The organism is Ascidiaceihabitans donghaensis, assembly GCF_900302465.1.
GTDB classification, from domain to species: domain Bacteria; phylum Pseudomonadota; class Alphaproteobacteria; order Rhodobacterales; family Rhodobacteraceae; genus Ascidiaceihabitans; species Ascidiaceihabitans donghaensis.
This window is the reverse complement of record NZ_OMOR01000001.1, coordinates 2,920,116-2,946,428: the sequence shown is the minus strand read 5'-3', so window position 1 is coordinate 2,946,428 and position 26,313 is coordinate 2,920,116. Positions and strand designations below refer to the sequence as shown.

Genomic DNA, 26,313 nt, shown 5'->3' with positions numbered 1-26,313 from the left:
AAACGCAAAAGCGTTATTTCAAAGGTGCAGAGCCGAATTCAATGATACCGGTGACGGCAGGATCGCCGTTTTCGTCCGTGACACCTTCATGGATGAAATCACGGCTCATACCGGCGGTTACGACGATCGTGGCACTTTGTTCCGGACCAAGCGGACCAGTTGTCCATTCGCCGTCGACAGATGTGACGGTGATCGTTTCCAAAGAGCTGTTGGCAAATTCCAGGGTATCGCCAGCAGACACATAAGATGTCTGTGGAAAATAGGCCGTTGGCAGCACCAGAATGTTGTGTTCAGCAGCATAAGTCGGCGTAGAGATGAAGGCACCCGCCACAGCAGCAAGACATGCGATTTTTCGCAGCATAGTATTTCCTTTGCGTTCCGGCCCCACCCGTAAAAACATACAATTGTCGCTACTTGGGGAATAAGGCGCGAATGAGGCACGTCTTGGCCGGACATGCGGCATTTCCCTTATTCTGACGACGTTTGTGCCGCGAGCCATGTGCGGAACGCATCCAGTGGGGAGAAGTCTGTGCGTTCAGGCGGCCAGACCAAAAAATATGCGCCTATGCTTTGCGACGTGCCTGATGCGGCCAGCTTCAACTGACCGCTTTTCAAATGTGGCTCAGCGACAAAGTCGGGCAGCAGCGCGATCCCAGCCCCATGAATGGCCGCCTGTGCCATTGTGGAAAACTGGTCAAAAACCATGCCCGTTGGAAGCGTGTCGTTTACGCCTCGCGCCTGAAACCATCGCATCCAGCCTTTGGACCGTGTGTCCAGATGCAACAAAGGATGTCGCAACAATTCTGTCGGTGAAAGAAGGTCGCCATCGACCAGATCTGGCGCACAGACAGGCACCACTGTTTCGGCCATCAGCGCCATATGTTGTGCGCTGGCCCAATCTTCGCGCCCAAAGTGAATTGCTGCATCGAAGCGTGCCGCGCGAAAGTCGAAGGGGGCAAAGCGGGTCGCAAGGTTCAGGGTGATCTCGGGATGCTTTGCTGCAAAATCAGACAACCTTGGCGCAAGCCAGTGCATGCCAAAGCCCGGCAAAATAGCCAGCTCAAGCGTATGGGCCTGCGGGGTGTCCCGTGCCGTTAATGTGGCTTCGTTCAAATCGGACAAAATGCTGTGTACGGAATGTGCGTAGCGTTGGCCGACCGCTGTTAGCCGCAGCCCGCGCCCGTCTTTTTCAACCAACGTTACGCGCAGTTGCTGTTCCAAGGATTTCAGTTGCCGGCTGACAGCGCTTTGCGTCAGGGCCAGCACCTGAGCGGCGGCCGTGGCGCTGCCGTGTTGCGCCACGGCATCCAGACACATCAGTGCTGCCGTCGATGGAACATTGCGGCGGGATATCTTCATTGATGCGTTTTCCTCATGCTATTCAGGATCACTTGGCATTGGTGTTTATTTGTTACCCCGCGTATCATGCCCCAAAGCGGAATTTATTTAGGAAGCACACCATGAACATAGAAGCAAAAGTTCTGAAAGCGAAAGATCAACCGGACTTGGGTAGCTTTGATTGGGAAGATCCTTTTCGCCTGAGCACCCAGCTTAGCGAAGATGAGCGTATGATCCAGGCTTCGGCAAAGGCTTATGCGACGGAAAAACTGGCACCGCGTGTGATCAATGCGTTCGCCAACGAGGAAACCGATTCTTCCATCTTCCGCGAAATGGGTGAAATGGGCTTGTTGGGTGTCACGTTGCCAGAGCAATATGGCGGCCTTGGCGGATCGTATGTATCTTACGGCTTGGTCGCTCGCGAAGTCGAACGTATCGATAGCGGTTACCGCTCGATGATGTCTGTGCAATCGTCTTTGGTGATGTATCCAATCTATGCCTACGGCTCTGAAGAACAACGCATGAAGTACTTGCCAAAGCTGGCTTCTGGTGAATTCATCGGCTGCTTTGGTCTGACTGAACCTGATGCGGGATCCGATCCTGCTGGCATGAAGACCGTGGCAAAAAAGACAGACGGCGGATACGTGATTTCGGGGTCCAAGATGTGGATTTCAAACGCGCCTATCGCGGATGTTTTTGTGGTCTGGGCCAAATCCGAAGCGCATGACGGTCGCATCCGCGGTTTTGTTCTGGAAAAAGGCATGAAAGGTTTGTCCGCCCCGAAGATCGGCAACAAATTGTCGTTGCGGGCCTCGATTACGGGCGAAATTGTCATGGAGGGCGTTGAGGTTGGCGAAGATGCTTTGTTGCCCAATGTTTCCGGTTTGAAAGGTCCGTTTGGTTGTTTGAACCGTGCGCGGTACGGCATTGCATGGGGCGCCATGGGGGCGGCTGAGTTTTGCTGGCATGCGGCGCGTCAGTACGGACTGGATCGCAAGCAGTTCAACAAGCCCTTGGCAGGCACACAGTTGTTCCAGAAAAAACTGGCAGACATGCAAACGGAAATCGCGCTGGGCTTACAAGGTGCTTTGCAAGTTGGACGCTTGATGGACGCGGCCCAAGCGGCCCCCGAGATGATTTCCATCGTCAAACGCAACAACTGCGGAAAGGCTTTGGACGTTGCGCGTATGTCGCGTGACATGCATGGCGGCAACGGCATTTCGGGCGAGTTTCAGGTCATGCGTCATATGATGAACTTGGAAACCGTGAACACCTATGAGGGCACACATGATGTGCATGCGTTGATTTTGGGCCGCGCCCAAACCGGTATTCAGGCGTTCTTCTGATAGGTTAACTCAGGACCGGGGCGCTGCCCCGGACCCCGAAGTATTTTGAGCGAAAGGAAAGGGCGTATCGGTGCCGGTGCGCCCTTAGCGTGTTAGCGGTGCGCGGATGCCGGGTTTGATGACGTCGGGATCATAGGGCGTGCGCGCGAAAACCTCGTGCACAATTGGTGTGAAGAATTCGATTGGCAACGTGTCGTAGTCGGGGTCAAAGCTTGACTGGTCCCAGCGTTCACAAAAGGTGGCGCAGTCGTCAAAATAGATATGCCCTTTGTGCGCGTCCCGTTTGTCAGGGTTTCCCCCCACATGGTGCCCGTAATAGATCATTTGAAAATCGCCATGAGTTTGCACGCACCAGCTGCATTGTTCACGTACAAATGGACGCAGGATCGTGGCGGCGTATTCGTCGTGATTGTAGGGCGCATAGATATCGCCGATGTCATGCAAGAGCGTGGACACCACCCAATCGATATCCGCGCCATCACGGTGTGCCCGTGTTGCCGATTGCAGCGAATGCCCAAGCCGCGTGATCTGGTAGCCTGAAAGGCCTTCATCAAGATCGACCAACGCTTTCAGCAAACGATCCGCCGTGCCTTTGGTGTGCTCTGTTTCGTGTTTTGTCAGAAAGTCGTACTCTGCTTTGGTGCCGTCTTTCATTTGTGTGAAATTGACCCGATCCATCATGTGTACATCCCGGTTTCGCCTTTTGCGCCTTTCATCATGACTTTGGCCTGAGCGGCGCGAATGTGTTGATAAAGTTCAAGGCTTTCTTTGCTAAATAGAGTTGAAGGTGCGGGAACGGGAACGAAGTTCTTTTGCACATCTTCCCCCCGGACCAGTGTCGCGTAGTCCTCGCCCCCTGTTTGTTGGGCAATTTCCGGCGTGCAATAGCGGATCACTGCCGCGATGCGCCTGTCATCGGTGGTGTTCGGCCCTGACCCGTGGATTGTCAGGCCATGATGCAACGAGATTTGCCCGGGATGAATTTCGATCGGATGTTTGTCGCCTTCGCGCACTTCAACCGCCACTTCTTGACCACGGCTGAGCAGGTTGTTGTCGTCAAATGTATCGGTATGTGGCAAGATCGGGTTTTTGTGTGACCCTTTCACAAAATCCATACATCCGGATGCCGGTGTGGCGGGTGACAAGGACAGCCAAGCCGTCACAAGCCCGTCCACGGCACCAAGCCCCCAATACGTCAGGTCCTGATGCATGGATACGATTTGGGTTGTTTTGGGTTCCTTGATGAAAAATTCGACAGAATAGACCATAATGTTTGGACCGAGCACACCTTCGACCACATCAAGAATACGCGGATCTGATCCGATGCCATGCGCCAAAGGCATCACGCAATGCGAATTGACGCGTTTGTATGTATTCAACGGAAGGGGGAGGTCCGCCTCCAGCCAGTCACGTTCGATTTTTTCCAACTCAGACCGCAATGCCTGAGCTTCTGTCGCCGGCATCACCTGCAACGGAAACAAAAAGCCATCGGCCCAATACTGTTCGCGGTGCCCTGCAGACAGCTTGCCGTCCTCAAGGGGAAGTGGTCGGGGCATGATATCCTCCTGTTCTAATCTAAGGGTCAGCTTTCAAAAATGCAGGGCCACTGTCTGTTCTATTTTCGACGTGAAGTGACGCAAAGATGTCATGTTATCAGGCTGGACATGCGGCGGAATGAGGCTAGTGTCCGCACTGACTTATGCAGTGATACCAGAGGGCGTTGAAATGGAAAAATTCGGCAAAAGCCAATCGGCAAAACGTGTTGAAGATGTACGTTTTTTGACCGGTGCAGGACGATATGTTGATGACATCGCCCCTGCAAACGCTTTGTTTGCGTATTATTTCCGCTCACCTATTGCCCACGGTGTTATCACGGAACTGGACGTGTCGGATGCACGCGATGCGGATGGTGTCGAGGCGGTTCTGACCTGCGCGGATCTGGAAGCTGCTGGCATGAACGTCGCTATGGCGGGTGCCCTGGTCGACAATCGCGACGGCACAAAAGGCGCCGCCACGATGCGCCCGATGTTGGCGCAAGACCGTTTGCGGTATGTGGGTGAGCCGATTGCCCTGATTGTGGCGGAGACTTTGGCGCAAGCCCGGGACGCTGCTGAACTTATCGTGCTGGACTATGACGAGTTGCCAGCAAAAATGGATTTGGTCGCGGGCGGGGAAACTTTGCACGACAGCGCCGCTGACAACGTGGCCTTCGACTGGGGTATGGGCGACGAAGCCGCCACCAATGCGGCCTTTGACGCCGCTGCACATGTGGTCAGCCTTGAAGTCGGGGACAACCGCGTCATCGTGAACTCTCTGGAACCGCGCGGGTGCTATGCCCATTGGGGTGATGGACGGTTGCATGTGGCCATCAACGGGCAAGGCGTTTGGGTGCCCAAAAACGCAATGGTTGCGGCCTTCGGGGTGGATGCGGATGACGTGCATGTGACAAACCCCGACACAGGCGGCGGCTTTGGTATGAAGGCGATGGGTTATCCAGAACCGTTTTCCGTGGCACAGGCTGCACGCCAGTTGGGGCGTCCAGTGCGTTGGATGTCCGAGCGGACAGAGGCCATGTTGTCAGACAATGGCGGGCGCGATTTGACATCTACGGCTGAGCTGGCCTTTGACGAGAACCACAAGATCACCGCCTACCGCGTTCATAGCCATGTCAATTTGGGTGCCTACAATTCACAATTCGGACAACCCATTCAAACCACGCTGTTTTCGCGGGTTTTGATGGGGGTCTATGATGTGCAAACCACGTGGTTGCAAGTGAACGGTTATTTCACAAACACGGTGCAAGTGGATGCCTATCGTGGCGCCGGTCGACCCGAAGCGATCTATGTGTTGGAGCGGGTCATAGACCGTGCCGCGCGCGAATTGGGGGTAGACCCATGGGAATTGCGCCAGATCAACTTCATCAAGCCTGACCAATTCCCCTATCTGGCGGCCACTGGCGAAACATACGATGTTGGCGACTTTCCCATGCTTCTGAACCGTGCCGCAGAGATCGCAGACCGTGACGGATTTGAGGCGCGTAAAGCAGCCGATGCCAAGAAAGGCCTGCTGCGGGGGCAAGGTCTTTGCTATTATATCGAAAGCATTCTGGGCGATCCTTCCGAAAGCGCGCGCGTTGAATTCAATGACGATGGCACCGTGCATATTTTTGTCGGCACGCAATCGAACGGGCAGGGCCACGAAACGGTTTATGCGAAGTTCTTGTCTGACCAAACCGGCATACCGGTAGACCAGATTTTTGTCATTCAAGGCGACAGTGATTTGATCAAACAGGGTGGTGGCACGGGTGGTTCACGGTCCGTCACTGTGCAAAACACGGCGACTTTGGCCACTGTTTCGACGATGATCGACGCTTTCACGGCTTTCTTGGCGGACGAAATGGGCGTGCCTGCATCTGAGATCAGCTTTGATGATGAACGCTTTCGCGCAGATGGATCAAACCTGACCCCGACCATGCTGGAGGTTGCGGAGATGGCCCGCGACAAGGGTCGTGACGATCTTTTGGTGCATGAAGAACGCACCACACTGCCTGCACGCAGCTTCCCCAACGGCGCACATGTTACAGAGGTTGTGGTGGATCCGGACACAGGCGTTGTGACCACCGACCGCTATTTCGTGATTGACGATTTTGGCAATCTTATCAATCCGATGCTGGCCGAGGGCCAAGTGCATGGCGGTGTCGTCCAAGGCATTGGGCAAGCCGTCACAGAGCATGTTGTGTATGATGAAGATGGCCAATTGCTCACGGCAACGTTCATGGACTATGCCTTGCCGCGCGCCGAGGATGTACCCAATATTAACTTTACGTCAGTACCAGTCCCGTCAACCGCCAACATCATGGGGATGAAGGGGTGTGGCGAAGCTGGAACTGTCGGGGCATTGGCCGCTGTTGCAAATGCAGTGCAAGATGCGCTTTGGGAACGCGGTGTGCGGCAAGCCGATATGCCGTTCACCCCTCATAAGGTTTGGGAATTGTTGAAGGATGGCCGGATCGCCGCTGAATAACAGGATTGTCCACTGGCTGCAGGCGCGGTTTGGCCGTGCCATGCCAGAGGTTGCACCGCCCACACGTGGGGCGACCATTCACTTGGTGATCTTGGATGGCACAATGTCATCTCTGGATGAAGGCTATGAGACGAACGCCGGACTTGCCTACAAATTGCTATCGGGCAAGGGCAGCGACGTGTCGGTGTATTATGAGCATGGGTTGCAGTGGTCGCATTGGCGCAAGGCTGGTGATGTGCTTATGGGGCGCGGCATCAATCGCCAAATCCGTCGTGCGTATGGCTACCTTGCATCGCGCTACAAGCCCGGCGACAAGATATTCTTGATGGGGTATTCGCGCGGGGCATACGCGGTGCGGTCCTTGGCGGGGGTGATCGACATGGTGGGGTTGTTGCGCCCCGAACATGCCACCGAACGCAACATTCGTGACATTTACAGGCGCTATGAATGTGGCCCTTGCACAGATGCGGCCAAAGCGTTTGCCAAAATCCACTGCCATCAACATGTCGAAATTGATATGATCGGGGTTTGGGATACGGTAAAATCTCTTGGGCTGAATGCACCTGTGTTATGGCGGCTTTCAGCGCCACGCCATGCCTTTCACAACCACGCTTTGGGGGCATGCGTTAAGCGCGGCTACCACGCATTGGCCCGCCACGAGACGCGGGTGGCCTATGCGCCTGTGATGTGGGAAAGCGATCCAGCATGGACCGGTGATCTGGAACAGATGTGGTTTCGTGGGTCACATGCTGACGTGGGCGGGCACATTGGTGAATTTATGCAGGCCCGGCCCCTGTCCAATATTCCATTGGTCTGGATGCTAGAGAAAGCCCAAGCCGCTGGTTTGCCTTTGCCCGATGGATGGGCCGCGCGGTTTGAACAAGACGCGTCGGCGCCGTCCTGTGGCACATGGCGCGGGTTTGGGCGATTGTTTGTGACGCGAAAACAACGCGTTGTTGGGGTTGATCCGTCAGAGCGAGTGCATCCAAGCGTGGCAGCCCAGACGACGTCTGTGCCGGCTTCAATCGTGACTACGAAGTCGGCTTGATCTGCATGATGATGCAGGTTGTCGATCCGGTGGCATAGGTTTTACCATCTTCAACGCCGACAATCTTTCCGCTGGCGACACCCGTTGAACGGCCGGAATGATCAACAGTGCCGATGCAGTCAATTTGCATGCCCAAAGGAATAGCACGGGTGATGTTGATCTTGTATTCCAGCGTTGTGTAAACCGCGCCGCGCGGCACTTTGGTCATGACAGCGCAAGCCATAGCACTGTCCAGAAGCGTCCCGTACCAGCCCCCATGCACTGTGCCCATCGGGTTGGTCACGTTGAATTCGGGTGTCCCACGAAAGACCGCGTGCCCGTCAGAAATATCATGTAACGTGTATCCCATGGTCTGCCCGATCGGCGGGCCGGGGTTTGTACCGTCCAATATGCTTTGCATGAATTCCAGGCCAGACATGGCCAAGACATCTTCCTGGTTCAACAAATCTGCGGGCGATTTCGCGATACGGGGCATGGGCTCTCCGGCGTTAGGGTCTACTGCCGACGCTAGGAAAAAGCCCGATGGCAAACAAGCTTTACGCCACGTTGCGGATGCCGCTTGCTGCTGTCACACCCAAAGCATGGCAGACCTCGCGGGTCAGGTCCGGACGGTTCAACGTGTAGAAATGCAGCGCATCGACACCTTCGCACATCAGGTCATCGCATAGTTCTGTGCACTGGGCGATGGACAGAAGGTCCATGCGGTCATCGCGTACAGCGTTTTCAAAAGCTTGGGCGAGATCTGCAGGGATTGATGCGCCGCACCTTTCGGCAAAGCTGACGGTGCTTTTCCAGTTCGAGATTGGCAAAATTCCGGGTGTGATTGGGGCAGTAATTCCAGCTTTGACGCAGGCGTCGCGGAACCGAAGGAAGTGTTCCGGATCAAAGAAAAATTGTGTGATTGCCTCAGCCGCGCCCGCATCCAGTTTGGCTTTTAACCATTCAACGTTTTGTTGGTCTGATACCGCATCGGGATGCGTTTCGGGATAGGCGCCAACACGGATGGTGAATTTCCCGGTGGCTGCCAAGGCTTCGATCAATTCCACGCTGTTGGCAAAGCCGTCCGGGTGTGCGGTGAACGCGGCGTCACCTTGCACAGGGTCCCCGCGCAAGGCCACGATATCGGTGATCCCCGCCTTAGCGAATTTTTGGGCGGTGGCCATAACTTGGGATTTTGATGCCCCGACGCAGGTCAGATGGGCGGCAATTGGCATGCCCGATGTACGGCGCAAAGTGGCGGCTGCATCATGCGTCAAGTCCTGTGTGGAGCCGCCGGCGCCATAGGTCACGGAGAAGAACCGTGGATCAAGAGGCGCCAAAGCTTGCGCTGTGTCCCAAAGCCGGAAAGATGCATCGATTGACTTTGGGGGGAAGACCTCAAAGGAAATGGCGGGCGATGTCATGTGATGTTCCTGACTTGGTTTGGCGGTTGTGGCGGGGCGTTGTGCTTTGTCCCATGATTGTGTTAGTGAATCAAATTCATAACTCTCATCAACAATATGAGTTTCATATGCATATCGAATTTCGCCACTTGCGCACCATCAAAGCCATTCATGAAGCGGGTGGTTTGGCCAAGGCAGCCGACCAGCTGCACATCACCCAAAGCGCGTTAAGCCATCAGGTCAAAGGTCTTGAGGATCAAGCGGGGGTGGAATTGTTTGTACGCCGGTCCAAACCGCTGCGATTGTCTGCGGCGGGCCTGCGTCTGTTGCGGCTTGCGGAACAGGTTTTGCCCCAGATCGAAGCAACTTTGGCAGAGTTCACAGGTCTGCGCGATGGTAAGTCGGGGCGAATGCACATCGCCATCGAATGTCATGCCTGCTTTGAATGGCTGTTTCCTGTGCTGGAAGAATTTCGCCGCTCGTGGCAGGACGTTGATGTGGATATACGCCCCGGTCTTGCTTTTGATGCCTTGCCTGCGTTGATGAAAGAACAGGTCGATTTGGTGGTGTCATCCGACCCAGAGGAAATACCGGGGATCGATTTTATCGAACTCTTTGATTATCAAGCGGTTTTTGTTGCCTCAAAGGATCACCCGCTGGCCCAAAAGGACTATATCGATGCAAAGGATTTCCGTGGTGAGACACTGATCACCTATCCTGTGGAACGCACGCGACTGGACGTGTTCAGTCAGCTTTTGATCCCGAACAAAGTTGAACCCGAAACTGTGCGGCAGGCTGAATTGACAGCTGTCATTTTGTTATTGGTGGCCTCTAATCGTGGGGTATCCGTCCTGCCCGATTGGGTGGTTCGGGAAGTGAAATATTCATCCGACTACATCACCCGTCCGCTGACCAAAGATGGCATCACACGGCGTCTCTATGCCGCCATTCGCAGTGACGAACGTGATAAACCCTACATGAAGCGGCTGATTGAACTGGCACGGGTTGAAGCGCGCAAGTTACAGCAGGCATAGCGGCAGAAGCATTAGATTTTGACCCTTGGCGTTACAAATACAACTCTATATCGCGACGCCAGTTGTCTGGCAGGTTTGATATTGTTTTTTCTGCCCAAAGGTATGATTTTGCAGTGCGTTGCACGATGGATTTGCGCAATTCCTCGGGCAGAGGGGGATATCTCCCACGATTACGGGTAAACTCATGTTTGGCGACAGGTTTTCCAATTATGCCAAGAAACCCACATAGCTCTTGCAACATCTCATCAGCATTCTCTGAAAACATATGTTCTGTGAAGTGTCGAAAAATCCGTTCTGGCGGCACGCTTTGGACGGCGTTTTCATAAATCTCAGGGGCGAAAGGTATTGGATTGGAGGGTATACAGGGGGCCATCCATTGTCCAACGATCTGCTCCATCGTGACTGTGAGCGATTTGTTTTTGATCTGATGTGCTGCACGTGACCACAATTGCTCTGCGGGATTTCGCATCAAGAAGATCAGCTTTGTTTCAGGAAATAGGGCAAGCATACGTCCAAATTCGATCTGCGACAAACGCCCGTAGCTTGGTGTGATGTCTCCAAAAACGGCGTCCGGTTCCACGCGCGAAGTAAAGAAGCGCTTATAATCGGCATCAGTCCGCATCTCAAAGCGATCCCGATATTCCAGTATGCCCGGCGTCATCTCAATCTCACCGTTCAGAAGCTGCTGTTGCGTGGCCTCCCATCGTGCGCGAATACGCGCATCAATTCGCTGCCGTTGTTTTGGATTGCGCCTATTGAACCAGTTGATTTCCTTGGTTGCCGTCATCTGGGCCGTGGTGTGATTTTTAAGATACGCGTGCAGCCAAGAGGAGCCTGCACGCGCTAAACTGATATACGAGAAATAGTTCTCGTGCGCCAAACACTCAGTCTCCGAGGCCGTCAAACAAGGCCGTGGACAAATACCGTTCTGCAAAGCTGGCGAGGATCACGACGATGTTTTTACCTGCCATATCGTCTCGCGCACCAAGCTCTAGTGCCGCTTTCAGCGCAGCGCCGGACGAGATACCTACAGGCACACCTTCCAACGCGGCCACTTCACGGGCCAACGCAAATGCGTCGTCGTTGGAAACGGTCAGCACCTCGTCGTAGATTTCAGTGTTCAGGATCGCGGGGGCGAAGCCTGCACCGATGCCTTGGATTTTATGCGGGCCGGGGGCACCTCCAGACAGAACAGGCGAATCCGTAGGCTCAACGGCCACGATATGGATGTTCGGATTTTGCTGTTTCAGGAACCCACCCGCGCCGGTGATCGTGCCGCCTGTGCCGATCCCCGACACAAAGGCGTCGATGTTGCCGCCCGTGTCGTTCCAGATTTCGGGGCCCGTTGTCGCCACGTGGATGGCGGGATTGGCCGGGTTCTCGAATTGTTGCGGGATCACGGCATCGGGAATCGAGGCGGCGAGTTCCTCAGCCTTGGCAATCGCGCCTTTCATACCTTTTGCGGGTTCCGTCAGCTCCATCGTGGCGCCAAGGATCGCAAACATTTTGCGCCGTTCAATCGACATGCTTTCGGGCATGGTCAGGATCAGCTTGTAGCCTTTGGCGGCGGCGGCCAGCGCAAGGCCGATGCCTGTGTTGCCGGAGGTCGGTTCGATCAGGGTGGTTTTGCCGGGGGTGATGGTGCCTGCGGCTTCCATCGCTTCGACCATGGCCACGCCAATACGGTCTTTGACCGAAGACGTCGGGTTGAAAAATTCCAGCTTGGCCAGAATGTTGGCTTTGGACCCGTGTGCCGCTGCCAATTTGTTCAATCGGACAAGAGGTGTGTTGCCAACTGTCTCGGTGATGCTGTCGTAAATTTTTCCGCGTCCGGGCTGTGCCATATCCGTGATCCTTTTTGTTGTTGGACCCAAGCTAGGCAGGAACGGGATGAAATTCCAGCGCGCAAGGCAATCACGCGCTGGAAAAGAACAATCAGATCACTTTTACGATCTGTTTTCCGACATTTTTCCCCTCAAGAAGCCCCATGAAGGCTTTTGGTGCGTTCTCAAGCCCTTCTGCGATGTCCTCAACGACCTTGATATCGCCTGAGGCCACTTTGGGGCCAATTTCACCAAGGAATTTTGGGAAGTCATTCCAATGATTTGAAATGATGAAGCCGTTCACAGACAGGAAGTTCACCAAAATCGTGCGCCACATTGCAGGAGCTGACAGTTTTGAAGACGCGCCTGCGCCCAAACCGCCGTCATTGTACCAAGAGATCATACCGCAAATCGGGATGCGCCCGTGTGGTTTCATAAGCGGCATCACCGCTTCCAGCACTTTGCCCCCTACGTTTTCAAAGTAGATGTCGACGCCACCGCCGGCGGCCTCTTTGATCGCAGCACGCATGGATTTTGCATCATCATAAGCGCGGTGATCCAAGCACACGTCAAAGCCAAAGGTTTCGACCGCCATTTTGCATTTGTCGGGTCCGCCCGCGATGCCGATGGTTTTCAGGCCCAGTGATTTCGCAACTTGGCCGACCATAGACCCAACAGGGCCGGTGGCTGCTGCCACGACAAGCGTTTCACCGGCTTTTGGGCGTCCGTATTCCATCAACCCGTACCAGCCTGTGAAACCGGGCATGCCCAAAACACCCAAAGACGCTGTGATTGGCCCGTGGTCGGGATTGATTTTGCGGCACATCTGGGCGTCTGCCACGGCATGGGTGGCCCAGCCGAACATACCAAAGGCGATATCGCCCGGCTTGAAGGCCTCCGAATTGGACGCAATCACTTCGCCCACGCCGCCACCTTCCATGGTGCCACCGATCGGGACGGGGGCCGCATAGCTTTTGCCGTCGTCCATGCGTCCGCGCATATAAGGATCAAGCGACATGTAGTGGTTGCGGACCAAAATCTGTCCCGGTCCCGGTGTCGGCACCTCTACGGTCTCAAAACTGAAATGTTCCGGTTGTGGTGCACCCGACGGGCGGCCAGCCAGAGCGATGCGTTGCATTTGGTCTGTCATGATATTCTCCCTCTTTGGGCCAGCGTGGCGCGACCTGCCATTTGTGGCAAGTGCGACGTTCCGTTACGGTTGCGCAATGCGATGGTGCAGCCCCCCTTGGCAACTGCGCCCCTTGGGCGTATAGCGCGGGCTTGATCCCTATCCGGAGTGTGTCCCAATGGTTGGCAGTGCAAATCTCAACGTCATGATCAAAGCCGCGCGCAAAGCGGGTCGCGGGTTGATCAAAGACTTCCGCGAAGTCGAGAACTTGCAGGTTTCCATGAAGGGGGCAGGCGATTTTGTCAGCAAGGCAGATTTGAACGCGGAACGCACAATCAAATACGAACTGATGGAAGCACGCCCCACCTACGGATGGTTGGCCGAGGAATCAGCCGAAGAAGAAGGCAAAGATCCCACGCGCCGCTGGATTGTGGACCCGTTGGACGGCACAACGAACTATTTGCATGGTCTGCCCCATTGGGCAGTGTCCATCGCACTGGAACACAAAGGCCAGATCGTAGCCGGTGTTGTCTATGACGCGGCCAAAGACGAATGTTTCTTTGCTGAAAAAGGTGCTGGTGCCTGGATGAACGAAACGCGTCTTCGTGTGTCCGGCCGGTCCCGAATGATCGAAGCCATCTTTGCAACGGGCGTGCCGTTTGGCGGGCGCACCGACCTGCCATTGACCCTGCAAGACATCGCCAAGCTGGCCCCCGTGTGTGCAGGCATCCGGCGTTGGGGCGCCGCATCGCTGGATTTAGCCTATGTTGCCGCAGGCCGCTACGATGGCTTTTTTGAACGCCGCCTGAAGCCATGGGATATGGCGGCTGGCCTCATCATCGCCAAAGAAGCCGGTGCATTGGTTGAGCCGATGAACCCCGATGGCCATATTCTGGACGACGGCGAAGTGATTTGCGCCAACGAAGCACTGTTCAACGGATTGGCAAAAACACTGCGTTAAACCGGTATGTTCGCCTGCAGCGTTGGCCATGTCACAATGCGCAAAGACCGGCCAACAAAGCACCCCGCACAGGCCCCCAGAATGGTGGCGAACAGGCCGAGGAACGGGGCGCTGTGCAAAACAGCCGGTGCCACACTTTGCAATACGCCTTGCACGAAGTTGGCCCAGAACACCGTCATGACAGTTATCATGGTAACCCATTCGCCTTGAACCGTTATCCGCTGTGCGTCTTTTTGCACAATCCGGTTGCCTTGGTAGGCATAGGCCCAAACAACGCATACCGCGAAGCCAATCACAAACCCGGCCCAAGCCGTCATGGGCTGCGTCATGCGTGAAACGGCGCCGACGGGCATTAAGCTTAGAAATGGAATTGCGTAGTACGGCCACACAGGGCTTTGGCGCGTGGTACGGGCCCGCAATCCCAGCACGACAAGGCCAACCAACAAAGGCCACACCCAAAACGGTGTCTGTGTCGCAACACCGCGCAGAATTTCCCAAATGATTTCAAATATCGCTGACATCGTTTTGTCCCGTTCCATACATTGCCTTGGCCGTGCCTAGCGCTGGCACAGAAGGGATGCGCGGTGGTTTACGTGAACCACTGCAAAGGATACGCGATTGGGCCTTTTGTGCGTTTGACGCTTCGTGAACGGTTATCTGTCAGAGGGGTGGTTTTTACCGTCTGTCCAAGGGATTGGTTCGTGGTCCAATGGATGCCGCCCGTCGATGCAGCCCAGATTGATGCCGCATTGGGTGGGATCGGACCGTCTGTGGTGATGCGTGTAGATGCCACAAATCTTGCAAAAGTGGTGCTGCGCCGTATGGGTGCCAAAGCTGTAGGTCGACAAAACGTCGGCGCCTTTAATGACTTTCACGCTGGATGCGATGGCCGTAACTGCTGCGGCTTGCCTGCGGGCGCAAAACGAACAATCGCAGCGGGATGGGTCAAGACCATCAAGAAGCTCTGCGCTGAGTTCCACCGCACCGCAATGACATCGCGCCGTGATGTTCATCGACGGACCTTGGGAATGCGGCTGAGATCATAGCGTGCCTCGGGGTGGGGGGGATGCCCGTCCGTGCGCTTCCAGAACCCGAATGCACCACGCGCCAGCCAAACCGGCACAATCATCACAAGCCCTGCAATAAAACCGCCTGCATGCGCCCAATAGGCCACGCCGCCACCATTGGGATCTGCCGAAATGCCGCCCATAAACTGCATGCCAAACCAAAGCATCAACATGATCCAGGCAGGGATCGGGAAAATGCGGAAAAAGATGATGAAAAAGATGAAAATGTCGACTTTGGCCTTTGGGAACAGCAGCAGATAACCGCCCATAACCCCTGCAATCGCGCCCGAGGCCCCAACCATCGGAACGCGACTGTCCACGCCTGTTGCATATTGCAACAGACCTGCCGCGATGCCGGACAGCAGATAAAAGCCAAGGTAGCGCATGTGCCCCAGCTCATCTTCGATGTTGTCGCCGAATATCCATAAAAACAGCATATTCCCGGCCAGGTGCATCCATCCCCCATGCAAAAATTGCGAGGTTATGAATGTGTAATAGCCTTCGCCAAAGCTGATCCGGGCAGGGATCAACGCCCAGTCGACGTAGACGGCGCGATAGATCGCTTCGGGATCATTGAAGCCGTAGCTTAGAAAGATGCCGATGTTGGCGACCATAAGCAGCCATGTGACATAGGGCGTGCGCCCCGACGGGTTGTGATCGCGTATCGGTAACATGGGCAGACGCTGCGGTTTTGGCCGCGAAAGGTCAAGTGATTTGCCCGACCTCTCCCAGCAATGCCGCGTTGCCGCCCGACGCGGTGGTGTCGATGCAAATGTGGGTTTCCGATTGTGCATGGCCTGCATCCGGTTGATTCGTAATCAACGGCACGATTGCGCCACTGCGCTGGGCCAATGCCTTGTCGATGGCTTGGGCCGTGTCGGCGTCGCCCCACCATATCACACCGGCGTAGGCGGGGCCGTCTGTCAGCTGATGTGGCGCGATCTGACCTGTGGCTTTGACAGCGGTGCCGCCAAGGGCTGTGATGGCCTGCGCTTGCGCCGCTGCGGCATCGTCTCCGGGGCCCATGCACAGAACCGACCCACGGTCATACGCGCTAAGACGGTTGGATTCGCCCGTTGGACCCGGCAGGCTGGCCTCATGGATCAGGGCTTCGACAACGGACGCGGCGGGCAGTTCCGTCTGTTTGTTTTGGAATGTGCCATCGGAATGGGCGGGGACCGGTGCGCGGAAGCGCAGCAAGTAATCGGGCCCGCCCGCTTTCGGTCCGGTGCCAGACAATCCGTTGCCACCAAAAGGTTGACTGCCGACAATGGCCCCGATCTGATTGCGGTTCACATAGATGTTGCCCGCTTTGATCCGGTCCGACACGTGCTGCACGCGGTCGTCGATACGTGTGTGCAAGCCGAACGTCAGCCCGTAACCGGTGGCGTTTATGTCATCGATGATGGCGTCCAGTTCGTGGGATTTGAATGTCGCAAGATGCAAAACAGGCCCGAAAATCTCTTCCTGCATGTCAGCAATGCCTGCCACACGGAGCAGTGTCGGGGCGATGAAAGTGCCTGTGTTCGGGCTTGGCAATTGATGAATAACATCACTGGCCGCGATATGAGACGCGATTTTGTCACGCGCTTGTGCGTCAATCACGGGTCCAAGATCGGTCTGCAAGTCCCAAGGGTTGCCTGTGCTTAAACTGTCCATGGCCCCCATCAACATTTCGGTGAAATGGGGGGCAATGTCTTCTTGAACGTATAGGCAGCGCAGCGCAGAACACCGCTGTCCAGCGCTTTGAAACGCGCTTTCGACAATAGAGGCGACGGCTTGTTCCGGCAGCGCGGTGCTGTCCACGATCATGGCGTTCAGCCCGCCGGTTTCAGCGATCAATGGGGTGGCAGGGGCATTGTCTGCAAGGCTTTGACGAATTTTCAAGGCGGTCGCGGTTGATCCTGTGAAGGCCACCACATTCAGGTCGGGGTGCGCGGTCAGCGCTGCGCCAATCTCCGCGCCGCCGGGCAAAACTTGCAAGGCGTGTGGGGGCACACCTGCGGCATGCAGTAACTCAGCAGCACGATGGGCCATCAATGGGGTTTGTGCGGCTGGCTTGGACAAAACTGCATTGCCTTGCGCCAATGCGGCAGCCATTTGGCCGGTATAAATCGCCAAGGGAAAGTTCCACGGCGAAATGCAAAGCGCTGTGCCAGCCGGTGTGTCATCGGTGGCTTGGGCTGCATAGTAGCGCAAGAAGTCAACGGCCTCGCGCAATTCGGCCACGCAATCCAGTAGGGTTTTTCCAGCTTCGCGGGTCAAAAGGGCAAAAAGTTCGCCGTAGTTCTGTTCGTAAAGATCGGCCGCGGCGTTCAATACGCGGCGGCGCGTGTCCAAGGGTGCATTCCAAGGGGCCGCGTGTTGCACAGCCGTTTCCACATCGGCCAGCGACGCATTTTGGACGTGGCCGACTGTGTCGCTTGGATCGGAAGGGGCAAGGCATGGGGTTTCAGGTGCCGGGTTGGCAGTTGCGACCAATTGCGGTTTTGCCTGCCACTGATGGGTTGCAAACGGTGCGCGGGCAGCGTTGATGCGGTCCAGTGTGGGGGCGTGCCCCAAATCAAAGCCCATGGAATTTGGGCGTTCGGGCAGGTAAAGTTCCGTGCCTGTTGCGATGTCGGGTACGGCAGTGTTCAGGGCCTCAAACGGATCGGCGGCCACGATTTCCGGGGCGACATCTTCATCCACGATCTGGTTTACAAAGCTGGAATTGGCACCGTTTTCCAACAGGCGCCGCACCAGATAGGCCAGCAAATCGCGGTGTGCACCAACAGGCGCATAGATGCGGCACCGGGTTTTGTTGTCTTGCATCACCATCAGGTGCATGGCTTCGCCCATGCCGTGCAGGCGTTGGAATTCGTAAGGGACATCGTCTGCCATATGCAAAATGGCGCTGACGGTATGGGCGTTGTGGGTCGCAAATTGCGGATAGATGCGATCGGTCATGCCCAACAGGCGGCGGGCGTTGGCAATGTAGCTGACATCAGTTTGTGCTTTTTGCGTGAAAACCGGAAAGGCATCCATGCCAAGGGTCTGGGCCAATTTGACCTCGGTGTCCCAATAGGCCCCCTTGACCAAACGGACCATGATTTTGCGGTCCAGCTTTGTGGCCATGTCATAGAGCGTGTCGATGACTGTGCCGGCGCGTGGACCGTAGGCTTGAACCACCACGCCAAAGCCGTCCCATCCCGCAAGGGCCGGTTCAGACAGTACATTTTCGATTACATCTAGCGACAAGGCCAAACGGTTTGCTTCTTCGGCGTCCACGTTTAGGCCCATGCCCGCAGACTTGGCAAGCAGTGCCAAAGACCGCAAGCGCGGGGTCAGATCACGCAGAACGTCGGCGTGTTTTGCCAGTTCATAACGTGGATAGAGCGCGGACAGTTTGACCGAAATGCCGGGGTTCTCGCGCACGTCCTTGTGGGTGCAGGCGGTGGCAATCGCGGAAATCGCGCGGCTGTAGCTCAGGTGATATCGACGGGCGTCGCTTTCGGTGCGCGCCGCTTCGCCCAGCATGTCGTAAGAATAGGTGAAGCCCTTTTTCTCCATGCCCGCGGCCCGTTTCATGGCGGCGTTGATGTCTTCGCCCAGCACAAACTGGCGTCCCATTTCTTTCATCGCCCGCGAAACGGCCGCGCGAATGACAGGTTCACCCACGCGCTTCAATGCCGCTTGCAAATGGCGGGCAGGGCCGGGGGCATCGTCGTCCAGTACACGTCCGGTCAACATCAAAGCCCATGTGGACGCATTCACCAAGGGCGAGGCGGATTGACCAAGGTGTTTGCCCCAATCGGATGGCGCGATCTTATCTTCGATGAGCGCGTCTATGGTGTCGGCATCCGGCACACGCAACAAGGCTTCGGCCAGGCACATCAGGGCGATCCCTTCGTCGGTGGACAGGCCATATTCGGCCAGAAACACCTCCATCAAGCCGGGTTCTGACCCTGTTCGAATACGCGTGACCAACGCCGCTGCCTTATCTGTGATCTGTGTGCGGTCCAATGAACTTAGGTTGGCCAATGCGACCAGCTCCGTAATGATTGCATCAGGATCAGCATAGGTTTTTGCGTCAATGGCGTTCAGCAATGCAGTGTTCATCACGAGGTCTCCTGTTCGTTTGATCCACTGTATCGCATTAATTGTAGACATAAAGACTTAGATTTTGCATATGATCAGGCCAAATTATCATTTTGAAGGGGTGAGGCATGATTTTTGAGCAATCCGGGTTGGATCGGTTTGATGCATCGATTCTTGAAGTTCTGGCAGAAGACGGGCGCATCAGCGTTACGGACTTGGCCGGGCGCATTGGTTTGTCGAAATCACCCACCCAAGCACGACTGCGGCGTCTGGAAAGCTCTGGCATGATTTTAGGATATCGTGCGATGTTGGATCCGATAAAATTGGGGTTGGACCATGTGGCGTTTGTCGAAGTCAAATTGACCGACACCAAAGAGGCCGCATTGCGGGCCTTCAACGCGGCTGTCGCTAAGGTCCCCGAAATTGAACAAGCCCATATGATTGCAAGCAATTTTGACTATTTGTTGAAAATCCGCACGCGCGATATGGCAAGCTATCGCGCCTTTTTGGGCGACACGATTTCATCGTTGCCCCACGTGGCATCCACATCGACATTTGTGGCGATGGAAGCGGTCAAGGAAACTGTTCTCGCGGATGTGTCTTGATTTTTGTTTGCGCTGAGCCACCCTTGGGCCATGCGTATTTTATTTGCTTTAGCACTGATGGCGGGCCCGGTATGGGCGCAAGATTGCCCTGATCCTGCGGATCATTCGGCAGAATTGAACGGTTTGATCGCAAAGGCGCGTGCCGCACCAGATGAGGCCGCAGGGCGCGAAGTGTCATCTTCCATGTGGCAGGTGTGGTTGCGTGCGCCGAATGAGCAAGCCCAAGAAGTGCTTGATCGCGGCATGCGCCAGCGCGATGTCTATGATTTTGTAGGCGCTTTCAAAGAGTTCGACACCTTGGCGACCTATTGCCCGACCTATGCTGAAGGGTTCAATCAACGGGCTTATGTCCAGTTTCTGCAAGGCGCATTTGCGGGTGCGCTCAAGGATTTGGACCTTGCTTTGGCGATCAACCCCAACCACGTCGCGGCCCAATCGGGGCGGGCGCTGACTTTGATGCAGCTTGGGCGTATTCCAGAAGCCCGCACGCAGATGCTGGCGGCGTTAAAGAATAATCCTTGGCTGTCAGAGCGTGCTTTGGTGGCCAAAGGTGCACCCTTGGGGCCAAAAGGCGAAGACATCTGATATCGGGACTTGAGTGCGCCTTGCGCTTTGCCTAAACCTGCACATGTTGCGGGTGTGGTGGAATGGTAGACACACCAGACTTAAAATCTGTTGGGCGAATGCCCGTGGGGGTTCGAGTCCCCCCACCCGCACCATTCTCACAAGTTCGAACGGCACGGCCGATTCCCTATTCGAGTTCGAACTTTGTTCGAACGGGCGCACCATTTTTCTGGACCTGACGCTTGTGACTGTTTTGGTTGTTCTGAAAAGACGGTGATCCGCCTAGTAGTCCTTTTCAAAGAAGACACCGACTGAACTGTCACCGTTGGACTTGATTTGCCCTCGCGCTGTTACGGATTTTGACAAGTCGATATTGACAGAAACACCTGCAGTGTTGGTGTTTCCGATGGTGACGTCTGTGTAGATGTTGTCACTGATGTACTTCCCAAGCCGTAATCCGGTTTCGCCTTGTGCGTTGGTCGTCACGTCCAGATCATCCAGACCAAAGCCGCGCCGGAATTTGGAAATTAGCCCTTCTCCGCCTTTACCTGCCAAGGTTCCGACGGCTTGCGCCAATTGCAAAGCTTGAAATGCAGACAGGTTGCCAGCGCTGCCGTTGAAAAAAATCTGCGCCAGCACTTCGTCTTCGGGGGCCGCCGGTGTCGAAGTAAATGACACCTCTGGTTGCGATGCAGGCCCTTCGATGATGATGCTTGCCGTGCCAAGTGTTGTGCGCGTGGTGGCGACGAACCGCAGTATGGGATCCAGACTGCCCTGCAGTGCTATGCTGCCTTCGTCCAGTGCAAACCGTTTGCCCAATATGTCCAAACGTCCGCGAATAAGGTTAAACCGACCTGACGAGATAACCTGATCTGTGCGTCCACTTAAGTTTAACGCGCCGCCCAGTTCCGCATTCAATCCGCGGCCGCGTACGAACACCCGCGACAGCGCATTTACCTGAATATTCAGTCCCAAAGCTGTGGGGTCGTTTCCCTTTGGGCCGTCGGTGCCGTCTGTTTTGTTCAGCCCGGCCCGTTGGATGGTGCGACGCACCGCCTGTGAAGGACTGCGATGTGATATCTGCGGAACGATGGCAAAACCGTTGCCAGCAGACGTGGGCACTTGAATGTTTGTCTCACCTACGTCGATGCGACCCGAAATGACACCTCCCCCCGTCAGCGGGCCGCGTAAATTGAGGGCACCGTTGACCGTTGTATCGTACAACGAGGGATCGGTCAGCTGTACGGCATCCAGTGATATGGCCAGATCGGCGGGAAGGTTGCCCGTCAAGGTAAGCGGTCCGCGCACTGTCAGGCGCCCCCCCGACGATACATCCGCCGACACGTCGATCTGTGCACGCCCCCGATTGAAGGCGATTTGTGACTGGATATCTGTCAGGGATATATTTTGTGTGGGAACAGACAGTTGCGCCCCTGTCGTGGACAAGCGGCCCGACAAAGATGTCAGTGCGGCAGGACCTTGCATCGCAAGATCAAAGTTTGCCAATCCCTGTACGTTGCGAGGAGCCAAAAAGGGATTTGCCAAGGCCAGAGGGGCCAATCCCTTGGCTGTGAGGTTCATGTTGCCGCCTGTGCCAACACGGCCAGATACATCTGCGCGCAGCCCACTCAACCCACGCAATGCGGTTTCAATTTGCCAGGCCGCATCCTGCTGTGCGGCGGTCCCGTCCACGTTAAGGGGGCCGTTGATCAACGCGCCAACGGCAGCCACATTCGGAATGCTCAGGCTGTAGCTGACCTTTGGGCTGGGCCCTGTCACAGTGCCAGCCACGTCGCCAGAAATGCCATAGGGGGCCGTTAACTTCGTATCAATATCCCAGACGTCGGCTGTGCGTTTTGCCGTGCCAGACACTGTCGCAGCACCGCGGAATTGACTGGCGACGCGTTGGACCTGTGGCAAATACAGTTTGAAGTCTAAAGCAGGGGCAGTCCCCGTGGCACGACCCTTCAGGGTGGTTTCGGCGTCAAACGGACCGATTAGGGTCGTGTCGATGCGCCAACCCTGTGTGTCTTGAACGGCTTGGCCGGACAAGGCAATCGAGCCTTTCAGGCGTGCATCAATTGTCGAACTGTCGGCAATGCGCAGTGTGACGTCAGCCGTAGAGGCATTTGTTTTCAAAACCGCAGAACCGCTGGACTGAAAGGCATCATTGCGAAGCTCGAAACGGGGAAGCCGCGTGCCAGATGAGTCGCGTATCACGTCTATGGACATGCGGGTGACACCGGCCAAGGCATTGTCAGCTTGTTCCACGCCCGTTTCAAGGTCAGTGGTTTTGCCGTCCAATGTCAGATCGAATGATCCGCCCAGATCCAACGTCCCGGCGATTGCTGCCTCGGCTTGACCTGCCATTTCCAATCCTGCCAGCTTTGAAAAACGTGAAAGGTTTTGGGCGTCCAGAAACAGGGCCAATTCGGTTTCAAATGCATCTGACAGACCTGCGGTGACGACTGTTCCGGTCAGCTGATACTGCGATCCCGCGATGTCTATCTGGTCCAGTCGCAAGGCGCCGTTTGACTGATAGCTGATCCCGAAAGCGCCAGAGATTTGATCGCTGACGGCGTCTTGCATTGCGGCGTCAGCAAAGACAGCACCGCGTGTGGAAAAGGTAACATCGGCTTGCAAGTTCTTTTGTGCAGATGCGCTGGTTTCCAAAGCTCCGTTAACTTGCAACCGGGTTTCACGTAGGGTTGCTGCGGATGTGACAAGGTTGCTGAGATCAAACCGGGCATCGATGTCGGAACTTTGCGCCGCGTCATAGTCGATTTGCAGTTTGGCATGATCAATGCGTGTTGATCCATTTGCAAAGGGCAAAACCACTGGGCCGTTTTCCACGGGTTCGATCTGCCCAATGACAGCGATTTGTGTGGGCCAATACCTTGCGTCCAGGGCGATTTTCCCCTGCAAGGCCAAAACCCCTGATCGCAGGTCTAGATCAGACAGGGTCAGCGCACCGCTTTGGTTTTGGTTTCCAATGGCTTGCACTGTGGTGTTGTTGCCAAAAAAGCCGCGGTAGGTTTCGGGCAAAAGAGGGGTCAAATCACCTTGAACGTCCAATGCAAAGTCACGGCCTGTTTCTGTGTCACCTTGCAACGTGATCTGTCCTGCAAGCCGTTCGGCACCGCCCGTTTCCAACGAAATATCCGTTACCAGATCGTCCAGTTTCCCTTCACCGGCGATTTGTAGCCGCAATTCAGGGCGGTCAGGGATGTTTAACAGGCGGGCTACGATGCCATCCTTGGCTTCACTTAGGTCCAAATCGATGGCTGCGGTTTGGCTGGCCGCTGCGTAACTGGCGTCAATTACAAACTGGCCGTCTTGCCCGTCAATGCGCACCGCGTTTAGCGTGACGTTGCCCGAACCACCGGACAACTGCGCTGTGGCCTCCATGGTCAATTCTGCTTTCTCACCCAGAATGGAAGGCCCCAAAGTGATCCGGTCCAGCTTTAACAGATCAATTTCGACAGAAACGGGCAAATCAGGTAAGGCGAACCCGCCAGCTTCTGCGGCTGGCATATCGTCGGTGTCCTGAGACGCGGGCAAGCGGGTGAGTTCTAGGGTCTTGGCGCTGAGTTGCTGGATTTCGATGCGCCCGCGCAGCAACGCGGACCGTGTCCATTCCAATTGAATGTCATCAAGGGCCAACCAAACACCATCATCATCCGCGAAGGTAATCTGTTCAATGGTTGCCACACTGCTGAGCGCACCTGCGAACCCGTCCACGCGGACACGGCGGCCTTCGCCCCCAAGGGCATCTTCAAGCAGGCCAACGATAAACCCGCGATCTTCCTGTGACGTTTCTGCGTCAGTGGCGCCGGTATCTTGCCCGACGGCCGGAATACCGAGCAGGATTGCCCAAACGGCAATAGCCCAAATGGCCGGTATGACGTGCATGCAACGTCCCATCAAAACGATTGTCCGATCCCGATATAGAGCGCAGCCCCACCAGATGTGTCAGGACCACTGACAGGGACACCGACGTCCAATCGCACCGGGCCTATGCCGGTGTCGTAGCGAATGCCAAAGCCTGCGCCGGTTTGCCAATCCCCGGAAGACGCGTCAGGGAATTCTTCGGATCCTATATAGCCCGCATCGTAAAACCCCACGATGCTTAGTTTGTCACCGGTTTTAACCCGGATTTCGCCAGACAGCCCCAAAAACGAACGTCCGCCAACCGTATTCCCGCCGCCAATATCGACACCAAGCGATTGAAAATCATGCCCGCGTACCGTGCCGCCACCGCCCGAGTAGAACAGAAAATCTGTTGGCGCTTCGGACAATGATGGACCAACCAAAAACCCAAGCTGCCCACGCAACGCAAAGGTGACGCGTTTGGCATTGCCGAAACTGTGGTAGGTGCGGGCGTCCAATGATCCACGTAAGCCATTCGCACTGCCTTGCAGGTTCAAAAATGGGGTCAGGGTTGCATTGGCATAGTACCCATCCGTCGCGTTCAAGCTGTCGTCGCGGTAGTCGAATTCGGCGCCAAGCGGCAAAGTCAGAATGCTGTAAGATCTGCGGCCAAAGGCGTCTGTGGTATCCGCAATGTCCAGACCGATGCCCAATGTGTATTCGCGTTGTGCAGACGCATAGCGGTGTATTCCGGCCTCAAGAGAAAAGCGGTCCAGCGCAAAATTCGGTTCTTCCAGACTGGACAGCTGTCCATCGACATAGAAATCTGTGTCTTCGTTAAACGTCGCGGGACGTCGGAACGCGACGGTCAGATCAAAATCCTCGCCGCCCGTGTCACCCCCGATGCCCGAGATGTCGGCCCCGATGCGCAAACGCTCTGCGCCGCCAAACAAGTTACGGTGCAACCAAAATGCACTCAGGCTTAGCCCGTCCTGGGTTGAAAGCTCCGCTCCAAATCCAAATCTGCGCGGTTTGTTTTCAGCGAATTGCGCGAGGATATCCAACTGGTCGCCGCCTGTTATCGTGTCTGCCTCTGAAAGCGCGACAACCGAAAACACACCAGTGCGGCGCAGACGGGTGGCGACCAGATCCAGTTCAGCAGGATCGTACACTGTGCCTGTTTGCAGGCCGGCAATGTCGAGGATGCGTTGTGTGCGCATGCGTTCGTTGCCAGTGACTTGTAAATCGCCAAACCGAAGGCGGGGGCCGGGTGCGAGCGTTACATCCACGTCCAGCCGCCCGGTATCATGATGTGCTGTGATAGATTGCGATTGCACATTTGCCTTGGCGTGTCCTGCATTTCGCCAAGCTTGCGTGCCTTCAGTGGCCGCAGATTGCAGGGTGCCTGTTGATGCGGTTTGACCGGTTGCAAAACCTTCCGGCAATTGTGTGCCTGGCGGCAATGGGGCGATTCTTGCAGTGCCGAAAACAAACGGCCGCCCAGTCGTGACGCGCAGTTCAACGGAGCCGATCTGACGCGGGGGTTGCACAGGCGACAGTGTCGCCGCTTCGCGTCCATCGACAAGGATGGAAACTGTCGGTGCGAAATACCCGCGGTCATACAACACAGCCACAAGACGCGCATAGTCGGCTTGTGCTGCGGCGATGACATCTTGTGCGGCGGGGGCGCCTTCTTCTGCTTCTGCAAGCGGGGTCAAAAGTGAATTTTGGCGCAACTCATCTGTTAGCGCGTTCGTTGTGACGCGAAATTCAAATGCGATCCCGATTGTTGGAAGCAGTGCAAACGCCAGAGCAATCGCAAGATGTTTCATTTGGATGGAGCGCCCCGTGAATGGATTGGCCTGATAAGCAGTATGACACTAACGCGCTTATGGCACCAATGGTTCAGAGCTTACACCAGTGGGGCGATAAAAATTTGTTGATAGGCGGAATCCGGACCCTGAAAACGGGCAGGATCAGATGCACTGATTTTGTGCCACCAACATTAGGATGCGTGATCAACAAAAAAGGGTCGATGCCTGA

At 55.7% G+C, this 26,313-nt stretch carries 22 protein-coding genes and 1 tRNA gene; 8 read left to right on the top strand and 15 right to left on the bottom strand.

From position 1 onward, the window contains the following. Positions 1–13 precede the first annotated feature (13 nt). On the bottom strand, positions 14–361 hold the full coding sequence (locus ASD8599_RS14645; RefSeq protein WP_108829219.1) for a cupredoxin domain-containing protein: 348 nt from the start codon (positions 359–361) through the stop codon (positions 14–16). Between the two features lie 107 nt (positions 362–468). Further along, positions 469–1,359: a LysR substrate-binding domain-containing protein gene (locus ASD8599_RS14640; protein ID WP_108829218.1), complete on the bottom strand. Its 891-nt coding sequence runs from the start codon at positions 1,357–1,359 to the stop codon at positions 469–471. 101 nt (positions 1,360–1,460) lie between these two features. Here ASD8599_RS14640 and ASD8599_RS14635 point away from each other — a divergent pair, with 101 nt between their 5' ends. Further along, on the top strand, positions 1,461–2,684 hold the full coding sequence (locus ASD8599_RS14635) for an acyl-CoA dehydrogenase (RefSeq protein ID WP_108829217.1): 1,224 nt from the start codon (positions 1,461–1,463) through the stop codon (positions 2,682–2,684). A gap of 84 nt (positions 2,685–2,768) precedes the next feature. Here the strand turns inward: ASD8599_RS14635 and ASD8599_RS14630 are convergent, their stop codons facing one another. Then, the gene (locus ASD8599_RS14630) at positions 2,769–3,362 is read right to left on the bottom strand and encodes an HD domain-containing protein (protein WP_181364556.1); all 594 of its coding nucleotides are present in this window, start codon (positions 3,360–3,362) and stop codon (positions 2,769–2,771) included. After that, positions 3,362–4,240 (bottom strand): phytanoyl-CoA dioxygenase family protein, encoded by an 879-nt coding sequence (locus ASD8599_RS14625; RefSeq protein ID WP_108829215.1) that lies wholly within the window; start codon positions 4,238–4,240, stop codon positions 3,362–3,364. Before ASD8599_RS14625 ends, ASD8599_RS14630 begins: the two co-directional genes overlap by 1 nt. 169 nt (positions 4,241–4,409) lie before the next feature. Between ASD8599_RS14625 and ASD8599_RS14620 the strand changes: the two genes are divergently transcribed. Next, positions 4,410–6,707, top strand: a complete 2,298-nt coding sequence (locus ASD8599_RS14620) for a xanthine dehydrogenase family protein molybdopterin-binding subunit (RefSeq protein WP_108829214.1) — start codon at positions 4,410–4,412, stop codon at positions 6,705–6,707. Beyond that, positions 6,685–7,755, top strand: coding sequence for a DUF2235 domain-containing protein (locus ASD8599_RS14615; protein WP_108829213.1), 1,071 nt, complete (start codon positions 6,685–6,687; stop codon positions 7,753–7,755). The genes ASD8599_RS14620 and ASD8599_RS14615 overlap by 23 nt, the downstream gene beginning before the upstream one ends. Here the strand turns inward: ASD8599_RS14615 and ASD8599_RS14610 are convergent. Next, the gene (locus tag ASD8599_RS14610) at positions 7,739–8,230 is read right to left on the bottom strand and encodes a PaaI family thioesterase (protein ID WP_108829212.1); all 492 of its coding nucleotides are present in this window, start codon (positions 8,228–8,230) and stop codon (positions 7,739–7,741) included. The genes ASD8599_RS14615 and ASD8599_RS14610 overlap by 17 nt on opposite strands. Before the next feature lie 61 nt (positions 8,231–8,291). Next, the gene (metF, locus tag ASD8599_RS14605) at positions 8,292–9,158 is read right to left on the bottom strand and encodes a methylenetetrahydrofolate reductase [NAD(P)H] (RefSeq protein WP_108829211.1); all 867 of its coding nucleotides are present in this window, start codon (positions 9,156–9,158) and stop codon (positions 8,292–8,294) included. 107 nt (positions 9,159–9,265) lie between these two features. On the opposite strand from metF, the gene ASD8599_RS14600 reads away from it, so the two are divergent. After that, a complete protein-coding gene (locus tag ASD8599_RS14600; protein WP_108829210.1) occupies positions 9,266–10,171 on the top strand; it encodes a LysR family transcriptional regulator in 906 nt (301 codons plus the stop codon). A gap of 31 nt (positions 10,172–10,202) precedes the next feature. Here ASD8599_RS14600 and ASD8599_RS14595 read toward each other — a convergent pair whose 3' ends face one another. From ASD8599_RS14595 to ASD8599_RS14585, 3 genes are all read right to left on the bottom strand, one after another. Next, on the bottom strand, positions 10,203–11,051 hold the full coding sequence (locus tag ASD8599_RS14595; RefSeq protein WP_181364501.1) for a sulfotransferase: 849 nt from the start codon (positions 11,049–11,051) through the stop codon (positions 10,203–10,205). Between the two features lie 4 nt (positions 11,052–11,055). Beyond that, positions 11,056–12,015, bottom strand: a complete 960-nt coding sequence (gene cysK / locus ASD8599_RS14590; RefSeq protein ID WP_108829208.1) for a cysteine synthase A — start codon at positions 12,013–12,015, stop codon at positions 11,056–11,058. 91 nt (positions 12,016–12,106) lie between these two features. Next, positions 12,107–13,144 carry an NADP-dependent oxidoreductase gene (locus ASD8599_RS14585; RefSeq protein WP_108829207.1) on the bottom strand — a complete coding sequence of 346 codons (1,038 nt, stop codon included), beginning with the start codon at positions 13,142–13,144 and terminating at the stop codon, positions 12,107–12,109. Between the two features lie 157 nt (positions 13,145–13,301). On the opposite strand from ASD8599_RS14585, the gene ASD8599_RS14580 reads away from it, so the two are divergent. After that, entirely contained in the window at positions 13,302–14,084 is a 783-nt protein-coding gene (locus ASD8599_RS14580; protein ID WP_108829206.1) for an inositol monophosphatase family protein, read from the top strand. Here the strand turns inward: ASD8599_RS14580 and ASD8599_RS14575 are convergent. The 4 genes from ASD8599_RS14575 to putA form a co-directional block, all read right to left on the bottom strand. Further along, on the bottom strand, positions 14,081–14,605 hold the full coding sequence (locus tag ASD8599_RS14575) for a hypothetical protein (protein ID WP_146188221.1): 525 nt from the start codon (positions 14,603–14,605) through the stop codon (positions 14,081–14,083). The two genes, ASD8599_RS14580 and ASD8599_RS14575, sit on opposite strands and share 4 nt — an antisense overlap. A 132-nt stretch (positions 14,606–14,737) precedes the next feature. Continuing rightward, the gene (locus ASD8599_RS14570) at positions 14,738–15,097 is read right to left on the bottom strand and encodes a GFA family protein (protein ID WP_108829204.1); all 360 of its coding nucleotides are present in this window, start codon (positions 15,095–15,097) and stop codon (positions 14,738–14,740) included. Continuing rightward, a complete protein-coding gene (locus ASD8599_RS14565) occupies positions 15,094–15,825 on the bottom strand; it encodes a rhomboid family intramembrane serine protease (RefSeq protein ID WP_108829203.1) in 732 nt (243 codons plus the stop codon). Before ASD8599_RS14565 ends, ASD8599_RS14570 begins: the two co-directional genes overlap by 4 nt. A 31-nt stretch (positions 15,826–15,856) precedes the next feature. Next, positions 15,857–19,252 carry a bifunctional proline dehydrogenase/L-glutamate gamma-semialdehyde dehydrogenase PutA gene (putA, locus tag ASD8599_RS14560; protein ID WP_108829202.1) on the bottom strand — a complete coding sequence of 1,132 codons (3,396 nt, stop codon included), beginning with the start codon at positions 19,250–19,252 and terminating at the stop codon, positions 15,857–15,859. 107 nt (positions 19,253–19,359) lie between these two features. Between putA and ASD8599_RS14555 the strand changes: the two genes are divergently transcribed. The 3 genes from ASD8599_RS14555 (at position 19,360) to ASD8599_RS14545 (ending at position 20,555) form a co-directional block, all read left to right on the top strand. After that, complete coding sequence (locus ASD8599_RS14555) at positions 19,360–19,836, top strand: Lrp/AsnC family transcriptional regulator (RefSeq protein ID WP_108829201.1); 477 nt, start codon at positions 19,360–19,362, stop codon at positions 19,834–19,836. Between the two features lie 30 nt (positions 19,837–19,866). Continuing rightward, positions 19,867–20,421, top strand: a complete 555-nt coding sequence (locus ASD8599_RS14550; protein ID WP_108830207.1) for a tetratricopeptide repeat protein — start codon at positions 19,867–19,869, stop codon at positions 20,419–20,421. Positions 20,422–20,469: 48 nt separating this feature from the next. Next, positions 20,470–20,555: transfer RNA gene (locus ASD8599_RS14545), tRNA-Leu, on the top strand. A gap of 127 nt (positions 20,556–20,682) precedes the next feature. Here ASD8599_RS14545 and ASD8599_RS14540 read toward each other — a convergent pair. Continuing rightward, the gene (locus ASD8599_RS14540) at positions 20,683–24,312 is read right to left on the bottom strand and encodes a translocation/assembly module TamB domain-containing protein (RefSeq protein WP_181364500.1); all 3,630 of its coding nucleotides are present in this window, start codon (positions 24,310–24,312) and stop codon (positions 20,683–20,685) included. An 11-nt stretch (positions 24,313–24,323) separates the two neighbouring features. Further along, entirely contained in the window at positions 24,324–26,102 is a 1,779-nt protein-coding gene (locus ASD8599_RS14535) for an autotransporter assembly complex protein TamA (RefSeq protein WP_108829199.1), read from the bottom strand. Positions 26,103–26,313 lie beyond the last annotated feature (211 nt).

Bases quoted from the DNA above. Each gene is read 5' to 3' on its own strand.
- ASD8599_RS14620 (WP_108829214.1), top strand. From the start codon at position 4,410: ATGGAAAAATTCGGCAAAAGCCAATCGGCAAAACGTGTTGAAGATGTA.
- putA (WP_108829202.1), bottom strand. From the start codon at position 19,252: ATGAACACTGCATTGCTGAACGCCATTGACGCAAAAACCTATGCTGAT.
- ASD8599_RS14570 (WP_108829204.1), bottom strand. From the start codon at position 15,097: ATGAACATCACGGCGCGATGTCATTGCGGTGCGGTGGAACTCAGCGCA.
- ASD8599_RS14535 (WP_108829199.1), bottom strand. From the start codon at position 26,102: ATGAAACATCTTGCGATTGCTCTGGCGTTTGCACTGCTTCCAACAATC.
- ASD8599_RS14540 (WP_181364500.1), bottom strand. From the start codon at position 24,312: ATGCACGTCATACCGGCCATTTGGGCTATTGCCGTTTGGGCAATCCTG.
- ASD8599_RS14580 (WP_108829206.1), top strand. From the start codon at position 13,302: ATGGTTGGCAGTGCAAATCTCAACGTCATGATCAAAGCCGCGCGCAAA.
- ASD8599_RS14640 (WP_108829218.1), bottom strand. From the start codon at position 1,359: ATGAAGATATCCCGCCGCAATGTTCCATCGACGGCAGCACTGATGTGT.
- ASD8599_RS14565 (WP_108829203.1), bottom strand. From the start codon at position 15,825: ATGTTACCGATACGCGATCACAACCCGTCGGGGCGCACGCCCTATGTC.
- ASD8599_RS14550 (WP_108830207.1), top strand. From the start codon at position 19,867: ATGCGTATTTTATTTGCTTTAGCACTGATGGCGGGCCCGGTATGGGCG.
- metF (WP_108829211.1), bottom strand. From the start codon at position 9,158: ATGACATCGCCCGCCATTTCCTTTGAGGTCTTCCCCCCAAAGTCAATC.
- ASD8599_RS14585 (WP_108829207.1), bottom strand. From the start codon at position 13,144: ATGACAGACCAAATGCAACGCATCGCTCTGGCTGGCCGCCCGTCGGGT.
- ASD8599_RS14635 (WP_108829217.1), top strand. From the start codon at position 1,461: ATGAACATAGAAGCAAAAGTTCTGAAAGCGAAAGATCAACCGGACTTG.
- ASD8599_RS14600 (WP_108829210.1), top strand. From the start codon at position 9,266: ATGCATATCGAATTTCGCCACTTGCGCACCATCAAAGCCATTCATGAA.
- ASD8599_RS14645 (WP_108829219.1), bottom strand. From the start codon at position 361: ATGCTGCGAAAAATCGCATGTCTTGCTGCTGTGGCGGGTGCCTTCATC.
- ASD8599_RS14555 (WP_108829201.1), top strand. From the start codon at position 19,360: ATGATTTTTGAGCAATCCGGGTTGGATCGGTTTGATGCATCGATTCTT.
- ASD8599_RS14575 (WP_146188221.1), bottom strand. From the start codon at position 14,605: ATGTCAGCGATATTTGAAATCATTTGGGAAATTCTGCGCGGTGTTGCG.
- ASD8599_RS14630 (WP_181364556.1), bottom strand. From the start codon at position 3,362: ATGGATCGGGTCAATTTCACACAAATGAAAGACGGCACCAAAGCAGAG.
- ASD8599_RS14615 (WP_108829213.1), top strand. From the start codon at position 6,685: ATGGCCGGATCGCCGCTGAATAACAGGATTGTCCACTGGCTGCAGGCG.
- ASD8599_RS14625 (WP_108829215.1), bottom strand. From the start codon at position 4,240: ATGCCCCGACCACTTCCCCTTGAGGACGGCAAGCTGTCTGCAGGGCAC.
- cysK (WP_108829208.1), bottom strand. From the start codon at position 12,015: ATGGCACAGCCCGGACGCGGAAAAATTTACGACAGCATCACCGAGACA.
- ASD8599_RS14610 (WP_108829212.1), bottom strand. From the start codon at position 8,230: ATGCCCCGTATCGCGAAATCGCCCGCAGATTTGTTGAACCAGGAAGAT.